Source organism: Brevibacterium sp. (assembly GCF_022712115.1).
In the GTDB taxonomy this organism is placed as follows: Bacteria; Actinomycetota; Actinomycetes; order Actinomycetales; family Brevibacteriaceae; genus Brevibacterium; species Brevibacterium salitolerans.
The window spans coordinates 1-7,352 of record NZ_JALAHB010000057.1; the positions used below are offsets into that span (position 1 = coordinate 1).

General features: G+C 72.7%; 5 protein-coding genes. All 5 read right to left on the reverse strand.

From position 1 onward, the window contains the following. Window positions 1-225 precede the first annotated feature (225 nt). The gene (locus tag Q0A33_RS03385) at window positions 226-1,677 is read right to left on the reverse strand and encodes a tripartite tricarboxylate transporter permease (RefSeq protein WP_291793117.1); all 1,452 of its coding nucleotides are present in this window, start codon (window positions 1,675-1,677) and stop codon (window positions 226-228) included. Next, window positions 1,677-2,255, reverse strand: coding sequence for a hypothetical protein (locus tag Q0A33_RS03390; protein WP_291793120.1), 579 nt, complete (start codon window positions 2,253-2,255; stop codon window positions 1,677-1,679). The genes Q0A33_RS03385 and Q0A33_RS03390 overlap by 1 nt, the downstream gene beginning before the upstream one ends. Before the next feature lie 200 nt (window positions 2,256-2,455). Then, a complete protein-coding gene (locus Q0A33_RS03395; protein WP_291793123.1) occupies window positions 2,456-3,589 on the reverse strand; it encodes a hydroxymethylglutaryl-CoA lyase in 1,134 nt (377 codons plus the stop codon). Window positions 3,590-3,593: 4 nt separating this feature from the next. Beyond that, complete coding sequence (locus tag Q0A33_RS03400) at window positions 3,594-4,865, reverse strand: hydroxymethylglutaryl-CoA reductase, degradative (RefSeq protein ID WP_291793126.1); 1,272 nt, start codon at window positions 4,863-4,865, stop codon at window positions 3,594-3,596. 174 nt (window positions 4,866-5,039) lie between these two features. Next, the coding region (locus Q0A33_RS03405; RefSeq protein ID WP_291793131.1) for a GAF domain-containing protein at window positions 5,040-7,352 on the reverse strand (2,313 nt) is incomplete at its 5' end.

Sequence of the window (7,352 nt, forward strand, 5' to 3'; positions counted from 1 at the left end):
CCTCCGGATTCTCGCCGCAGCTCCGGTTCACGAACACCGTGCCTCCGCGTCACCACGCTGCAGCGTGGTGACGCGGAGGCACGGTGTTCGTGAACCGGAGCTGCGGCGAGAATCCGGAGGCGAGGTGCCGATCCGATGCCCAGCAGCAGCCCGGCATCGGGCACAACTCAGCGCCTCGCCCCCTGCACCCGGCGCTCAGCACCCAGCACCCGGCGCCACGCCCTCTCACCCCACCGCTGCGAGGATCCCCGGCACGGACAGCACCGCCACGTAGTAGCCCATGAAGAGGACGCCCGCGTGCACCTTGACGGTGCGGATGAGCGTGCCGCCCACCAGTCCCACCGCGGTGACGACGAGCAGACCCATGAGGCCGCCCTCCCACAGGCTCACGACCACCACGAGGCCCACGAAGGCCGCGATGATCGCCTCATGGCTCACCTTCGTCACCACGAACCGCGCGGCCGCATGGGCGTACCGCATGGCGAACGGGTAGGCGATGACGGTGGCGCAGACCGCCGCGAGCAGGCCGTAGACCAGGAACTGCGGCGTGGACATGAAGGTGGAGATGTTGTTGACGATGCCCGCGTCCGGGTTCGTCTCGAACACGGGAGGCGCGTTGAACAGCGGTGCGGCGGGACCGGCCGCCACGGGGCTCAGCGGCAGGCCGAACGCGATGAGCGGAATGAGGGTCTCCGCGATGTACGTCGACTCCGTGGTGCCGTTCTTCGCCGTGATGACGCTGGTGAGCCGCTGGTAGCCCTGCTTGATGCGCGCGCCCACGATCTCGCCCATGAGCACGGTCACCGCCACGGGGGAGAACACGAACGTCGCGCTGGACACCACGGAGGTGGCCGCGGTCGCGGTCACCTGGGTCCGGTCCAGCACCCTGAACGGGTTGGGGAAGGTGCGCCCGGCGGCTTTCGCCGAGCCCGAGGCCTCCGCCTCGCCCGCGCCGCCGGCACTCCGAGCACCCCTGCCCACGGTGGGCCGCACCTCGGGCGCGAGGAACACCTTGGAGGGCGCCTTCCTGCGCATGCCCGCACGGTTCTGCGGCACCAGCACCGTCACGAGGTCGAAGATCATGGGACCGATCGCGATGCCCAGGAAGTAGCTGATCGACAGCGAGACCTCGAAGGCGCCCGTCCATGCCTGGAGGCCCAGGATGAACACGACGAACGGGACCAGCGCGACGATGCCGCCCAGCTTGGCCTGCGAGGAGTAGGCGATGCCCGCCGCCGCCACGAGGAAGATCCACGGCGCGAATGCCGTGATGAGATCCCCGAACGGGGAGAGGATCCACGCAAACAGCACCGCCGCCGGGATCGCGATGAACGCGGAGATGACGGCACCGGACACGGCCTTGCGCAGCGCCAGGTGCGGCAGTCCCAGCTGGCGCATGCGCGTGGCGTCCTCGAGGATGGGCACCGCCAGCGTGTCGCCGGGGATGCCCAGGAGCATCGTGGGGATCGCGTGCGTCATGTGCTTGGAGATCGCCGCGGCGAGGAAGAACGTGAACACGCCGGCCGGCGGCACGCCGATGAGGATGACGACGAGCGTGAGCGGCGCGATCGTGGCCGTCTCGTCCGTACCGGAGACCACGCCGATGAGCGTGAACACCACCGCGCCGATGACGCCCATGAGCACGGCGATGGGCAGATCCATGAGGAGGGCTTCCATCAGCGGCCTCCCTCCTTCCCGGCGGAACCGCCGTCAGCACCCTCACTGTCTGCGGCAGAGCCGGAGACCGCGCCCGAGGCGCCGGTCCCGCTGCCTGCCCGCGCTCCGGCAGAACCGCCGTCAGCACCTGCACCGTCCGCAGCCTCGGCGGCGGCTTCCGCGTCACGGAACTCCTGTGTGAGACCGGCGGCCTCGAGCTCGCTGCGGGAGAGCTCCGAGGCGTCCTCGAGCGTGCCCAGTCCGCGGCCCTCCGCGCCCATCTGCGCGATGGTCTCCGCGATCCTGCCGGACTCGTGCGCGTCGTCGCTGACGATGCGGGAGGGACTGGTCACCCGCGCGGTGATGACACCGGCCACCAGACATCCGCCGATCCCCGTGATGAGCGACCAGACCTCCGCCATGTCCTCGCCGAGGCTCATCGCGTCGAAGAGCGCTCGGCCTCCGTAGAGGCCCACGAGTCCGCAGACCACGCCGGTGAGCACACCGGCCAGCAGGCGCCTGCCCCTGACGGTGTCTCCCCAGACGCTGAGGTACTCGCCCTCCCCCGCGTCCGCTGTCTTCCCAGATGCACGCGACACTGCGCGTCCGCCTTTCCTCGAATCCGTGCCCGCCCCGGTGGGGGCGGGATGTGCCGCCCCGGTGAGGGCGACGTGCGCCGCCGGCGGCGACGCAGGAGCGCGCACCGCCCCGGTGAGGACACGGTGCGCGCGGCCCCGGCCGGGACGCGCCGCGCTGTGCCGCAGAGGTCGGAGGACCCGTGCGGTCGGCGCCGCCCGCCTCAGCCGGAGGCGGTGGTGCGGGTGAGCGCTCGCTTCACAGCGGAAGCGCTCGTACGGCCCAGGGCGCGGTCCACCGCGTCCGAGGCCGCGGCCAGTGCCGGCAGATCGATCCCCGTCTCCCAGCCCAGGCCGTGGAGCATCCACAGGAGGTCCTCGGTGGCGAGGTTCCCCGTGGCGCCCGGTGCGAAGGGGCAGCGCCCCAAGCCGCCGGCGGAGGCATCGAACTCCCTGATGCCCGCCTCCAGCGCCGTCCGCACATTGGCCAACGCCTGACCATAGGTGTCATGCAGGTGCAGCGCCACCTGGTCCGCGCGCACGCCGGCGTCGAAGAGGTCACTGAGGACCGCCTCGATCTGTCCGGCGTGAGCCACACCAATTGTGTCCGAGACGACGACCTGTGCACAGCCAGATTCGAGCAGCTGTGTCGAGGCCCTCACAACCGCGCTGCGGACCACCGGCCCCTCCCAGGGATCGCCGAAGCACATCGAGAGGTAGCCGCGCACGCTCGCGCCCTGTTCCCGGGCGGCGCGGGCGGTCTCACAGGCGAGGTCGACGCTGCCCTGCAGGGTGGTGGACATGTTGGCCCGCGCGAAGGACTCCGTGGCGCTCGCGAAGACGCCCACCGCCCGCACCCCGGTCTCGAGCGCTCGCTGCAGGCCGCGGAGGTTGGGCACGAGGCTCAGCAGTCGCAGATCGCGCCCGTCGCTGCCCTCCGTCGAAGCCGCCTGAGCCGCGAGCGCGCCGGCGACGGCCTCGGCATCCGCCATCTGGGGCACCAGGCGCGGGTGGACGAACGAGGCGACTTCCAGCGAGGTGACACCTGCGGCCAGCAGCGACCGGCAGAAGTCGATCTTGAGCTCCGTGCTGAGCACGCCGGGTTCGGCCTGGAGCCCGTCGCGCGGGCCCACCTCGTGGACGGTGACGCGGGAGGCGGAGACCTCGCCCGAGGCGCCCCACAGCTGCGGGGCGGACGCGGTGCCCGCCCCGGCAGACGCAGGACCAGCAGGACCAGCTGCGGCCTCGGGCACGGCACCAGCGAGCGCCTCCTCCGCAGCCGCAGGCCCAGCGGGTTCGGCACCAGCGGGCCGGGGCCGCGGATCGAGAGGACCGGTGAGCGGGTAGAGCTCGGGCATGGGCTCAGGCCCTTCCGCTGCGGAGCTGGGCGAGGATCTCCTCCGCCCGGTCGCTGCGAATGACGCCGGAGGCCACGAGGGCGGCGGCGACCTGCGAGACCTCCTCCGCACTCGCACCCGCGGCGACGGCCACCGTGCGGGCGTGCAGAGTCATGTGGCCGCGCTGGATCCCCTCCGTGGCGAGCGCGCGGACGGCGGCGACGTTCTGGGCCAGCCCCACCGCCGCGATGACGCGGGCGAGCCGGTCCGCGGAGTCCGGGCCGATGATCTTCACGTTCGCCTGCGCGACGGGGTGCGAGCGGGTGGCTCCGCCCACGAGGCCCACGGGCATGGGCACCTCGAGCGTGACCTGCAGACTGCCGTCCGCGTCCTGCTCGTAGCGGCTGAGCGAGGTGTAGGTCCCCTGCGCGGAGGCGAAGGCATGGCAACCCGCCTCCACGGCGCGGGTGTCGTTGCCGGTGGCGAGGACGACGGCGGTGATGCCGTTCATGATGCCCTTGTTGTGGGTGGCCGCGCGGTAGGGGTCCGCGTCCGCGAAGGCCGCGCCCTCGAGCATCTGCGTGACGACCTCGGGCCCGCCCAGGGAGTCCGGGGTGAAGACCGCGCGGGCGCGGACCAGGCGACGGTCGGCGAGGTTCGTGAGGATGCGCAGGCGTGCGGTGCCGCCGGCGATCTCCCCGATGAGGTCCGAGGTGCGCTCGGCCATGGAGTTCACCGCATTGGCTCCCATCGCATCGCGGACGTCCACGACGAGGTGGACGACCACGTGGGTGCCGCGCGCCGTGTCCACGATGCGGGGGACGATGTCGAGGCAGCCGCCGCCCAGGCCCGCCAACACCGGATCCACCTCGTTCGCCGCACCGATGAGCTCCTCGCGGCGCTCCAGCAGACGGGACTTCGCCGCCAGCGGGTCCGGCACGTCCACCACCTGCACCTGGGCCATCATGACGGGCCCGGTGGAGGAGGTGCGGAAGCCGCCGGTCTCCCGCGCCCAGCGCGCGGCATTGCTGGCGGCGGCCACCACGGAGGGCTCCTCCGTCGCCATGGGGACGAAGACGTCCTCGCCGTCGACGGTGAAGTTGGTCGCCATGCCCACCGGCACTCCCAGTACGCCGATGACGTTCTCCACGAGGACGTCGGCCGCCTCCACACTGAGGCCGCGGGCGGGTTCCAGTGCCGCGAGGTCTGTCTCGTCCAGACCGGTCCTCTCCCGCAGCCCTTCGCGGCGCTGAGCGGGGGTGAGATCCTTGGTTCCGGACCAGCGTGACGTTGTCATGTGCACCTCTTCGTGAGTCGTGAAGCCTCGTGTGGGAGTCACACTAGGAGGCACCGAGCACACTCGCTACGTGTATGAGACACATCTCCGTGCCGCTTTCATGTGGGTGATCCACACGCACACTCGCTGACCGGTGCGGCAGCTGCTCAGGCGCACTCGCTCTTGCGCACTCGCTCAGCGCGTCCGCCGCAGCCGCCTGTCCATGCACGCCAGACGCACGGCCGCCTCCACGAGGAAGGCGCGGTCCGGCTGCCGCCATTCCGGGCCCAGCAGCGCGTCGACCCGCTGCAGCCGCTGGGTCACGGTGTTCACGTGGAGGCTCATGGTCTCCGCCGTGCGGCGGAGGTTCCGGCCGCTGCGGAAGTAGGCCTCCAGCAGCTCCAGGACACCGCCGGCGGCGGGCACGGGCCCCAGCACGGAGTCCACGAACGATTCCAGGGAGGCCCGGTCGGAGCCGAACAGGCGCGCATAGGGCTGCAGTTCGCTCAGCTCCACGAGTTCGGCCGACCATCCGAGAGCGTCCACGACCCCCAGCAGTGCGGCGCACTGCCGGTGCAGGGAGCGGATCCGCGCACGGGCGGGACCCTGGCCCGGACCGTCTGCGGCGGCAGGTTCCTCCTGTGCCGGCGTGCCCAGAGACGCGCAGACGGCCGAGACCGCGCTCTGCTCACCCAGCAGGCGCACGAGGGTGACGCTCACCCGCTCCGCAGCGGCGTGGGGGGCGAGGACGCACAGCATCCCGCCGTGCATCCCGGCGAGGACCCCGGCACCGCCGCCCGCTTTCGCAGAACCCCGTCCGCCCGAGGTGCTGCTCATCCGCACAGCGCCCGCACCCGCGACTGCTCCCACACCCACGCCTGTGCTCATGCCCGCACCAGCGCCCGCGCCCGCATCGAGGCTCGCAGCGATCCGCTGCAGCGCCGGAGCCGGTCCGCGGAGGAGGAAGAGACGGGCGACCGCGGACAGGGGCAGACCTGCCGCCGCGAGCCGCGCCTCGGCCCCGTCGTCCACCGTGCCCGAACCCGCTTCCGGCAGGCCGGGCGCAGGATCGTTGAGCAGATCGGCCAGCAGCCGGTCGCGCCGCCGGTCCTCCTCGAGGCGCCCGGCCGATTCCAGGAGCCAGGCGAAGCCGCAGATCTGCGCGCCGTGGACCATCGTCTCCTCGTCGAACGGAGGGACCTCCTCCTCGCCGCCGCGCCGCACATACAGCCGGAGGCCTCCCAGCCGGCGGATGTCCATGACGATCACGGCCTCGGCCTCCGCCGACTCCGGCAGGGGCACGCACACGGCCCCGGCGCGTCCTCGGCTCTCACGCGCGTCGTCAGCGCGGGCATCGCCCAGATGCCTCTCGCCACGATGCTCACCAGCATGCCCACCGAGGTGCCCGGCGGAGCGCCCGCCCGACCGTGCCTCGGGCCCCGAGCCGGCCTCTGTCCCGCCGCTGTCGGCGAGCACCGCTCCGGACTCCTCACACAGCACCAGCCGCCGGCCCGTGCGCGCAGCGAGGGAGGCCAGCACCTCATGCACGCCCGCACCGGCCAGCACGGCGGCGAAGAGGCCGTCGACGGCGTCGAGCACGCGGCGCTGCTCACGGAAGTAGCGCTCCCACGCCGTGGCCTGCGCACTCGCCTCGTCGCCGTGACGTGCCAGATCGCCCAGCCGCATGGAGCGCAGCAGCGCGATCGCGGCGTGGTCGGCCAGGGCGGAGAGCACCGCGATCTCCTCGGCCGTGTAGACATGGCGGCGGCGCGTGCCCACGAAGAGCACGCCCAGCACCGTCGAACCGCTCAGCAGCGGCACGCCGAGAATCGAGACGACGCCCTCACGAGCCACTGCGTCATCCATGGCCGCCGAACGCACCAGCCCGGCTTCCTCGAAGTAGTCCACCACTGCCTGCGGACGGCGGCTCTGCGCGATCCGGGAGGCCAGACCGATCCCCGTGGGCACCGGCAGCCGGGCGAAGTCCGGCTGCGTGACGCCGCGACTCGCGCGGACGCGGAGCTCGCGGGTGTCGGGGAAGTACTCGGAGAGGTAGGCGATGTCCGCCTCGACGATGCCGTGGGCGGAGCCCACCAGGCGGCTCAGCGTCTCGTCCGCGGAGGTCGCGTCCGCCAGCGCCCGCGCGCTCTCCGCCACGGCGCGGAGCTCACGGCTGCGGTGGCGCAGCCCGGTGACCTCGTCCTGCGCATGGCCCAGCTGCTCCGCGAGCCAGCCCAGATCGGCCTCGGCGATGCCGAGGCTGCGGGCCGCCTCCCGGAGGCGCTGGGGGTCCGGTCTCTCCCGGTGCACCGCGGAGGCGAGGAGCGCTGCCGCCGCCGAGGCCGCCTCACCGGGGAGACGCGCCCCACCGACCGCCGCCTCACCGCCTGCCGTCTCGCTGGCCGCCGCCTCACTGGCCGCCCTCTCACCACCCGCCGGCACCTCGCCGGCCGGACCCGCCTCACCGGCAGCCGTCTCGCCGGCCGGCGACGCCTCGCCGGCCGCACC